The sequence below is a fragment of the Streptomyces sp. NPDC006265 genome (genome assembly GCF_040613555.1).
Taxonomy (GTDB): Bacteria; Actinomycetota; Actinomycetes; order Streptomycetales; family Streptomycetaceae; genus Streptomyces.
Genome location: NZ_JBEXSH010001369.1, coordinates 1 through 1,541, shown reverse-complemented (window position 1 = coordinate 1,541; position 1,541 = coordinate 1). Strand labels below are relative to the sequence as shown.

Here is a 1,541-nt window from a genome sequence, read left to right as displayed (position 1 = left end):
GGGCCGCCCCGTGGGGGTTGGGGGGTTAGGCGGTCTTGTAGCCGTTCAGCTTCTCGACCATCTGGGCGCGGATGAAGGCGAGGGCTTCGGCCTTGCCGTCGAGCTTGGTGATCTCGGCCTGGACGGCTTCGGCGCGCTGGTTGTTGAGGAACTTGGTGTAGGTGGCCTGGCGGGCGGGGGTGGCCTTGTCGGTCTGGTAGGTGGTGATCAGGCCGGTGACGAGGTCGCGGACCTTCTCGAAGGTTTCCGGGCTGGCGTTCTCGGCCGGGGCGCTGGTCTCGAAGGCCGCTCCCAGCATCCGCTTGCGGAACTTGAGCAGCGGCGCGGCTCCGTTGTCGGTCTCGGCGGTCAGGTCGGCCGGGTTGACCAGGTGGCTGCCGACCACGTACGGCAGCTCCATGTCGCCCAGCTTCGGGGCGTCGGTCCGCTCGTGGCGGTCGGTGGCGCTGCCCTTGCCGAACTGGACGTTCAGCAGACCCTCGGTCTTCGGGAACAGCTCCCAGTTCGGGTGGACCACGATCGTGCCGATGGGGAACACCCCGTCCTGGAGGACGCGGGACAGGTCGTAGACCGCCTCGCCGTTCTCGCCCGTCTCGACGGCGTACGAGTAGGTGTTACCGGCCGGGGTGGTGAACGTCTGGGTACCGGACATGAAGATCCCCTCCAACAGGGTCAGTAGGTAGTTTCTCGGCCGGTTCTTCGTTCCCCCGACCTCGTGATAACTACAATACACACCGAACCATGAATAGGCAACATCGGAACGGGATCACCCCCACACGCTCAACCAAACCCACCACCAACTAGGAACCTCACCCCCGCCACCCACCCCCACGACCGACCGCACCCGCGCCACCCGGACCCCGCCACCGACTCACCCCGACCCCGCCGGGGCCATCCACGCCACCCGACCCCACCCCCGCGCAACCCCGGATCTCACACCCCCACGGGTCCGCAACGCGAATCTAACGCCACCCCCGGAAACCCGCCCCGACTCAACCCGCGAATCTAACACCCCACCCGCGCGCACCGATTGGGACGCCCCTGGATCTAACACCCCGGGGTCACCGGATCTAACGCCTCGCCAAATATCGGCCCCCGAATCTAACGCCACCCCGCATGCGTCCCAGAAAGCCGCACGCGACCCCGTGAAAGCCAGAACGCCCGAACCCCTTCCCTCACCCGCCATGACCCCTGTAGGCTGCTGCTACAGCCCACACAGAGGCACCCCGGCCCCGCCGGAGCGGCCCCCGGGCACAGGGGAGCGAACACCCCGTCAATTCCCGTGGCACAACTTGAATTCAGGGGCCCGAACCCCTAGAATTATGTGGCAGCACAGGAAATCGGGACCGCCCGCAGAGAAACACCACCGGGACAACCTGAAAACCCGTCGAGAAACCACAGAAAAGGCCCGCCAGGACCACGAGGGAACCCCCTCGCACCTAGCCAGCCATTTTTAACCCCAACCACACGAAAGCGAAACCGCATTCGAGGCCGAACCACCCGCCGGCCTCCGGCCCGCCCCGCGGGCCGGCTCCTCGGCC

General features: G+C 66.8%; 1 protein-coding gene. It reads right to left on the bottom strand.

Annotation, left to right across the window (positions count from 1 at the left end):
- Positions 1 to 25: 25 nt before the first annotated feature.
- Positions 26 to 652, bottom strand: coding sequence for a hypothetical protein (locus ABZ281_RS48955; protein ID WP_356665275.1), 627 nt, complete (start codon positions 650 to 652; stop codon positions 26 to 28).
- Between the last annotated feature and the right edge of the window lie 889 nt (positions 653 to 1,541).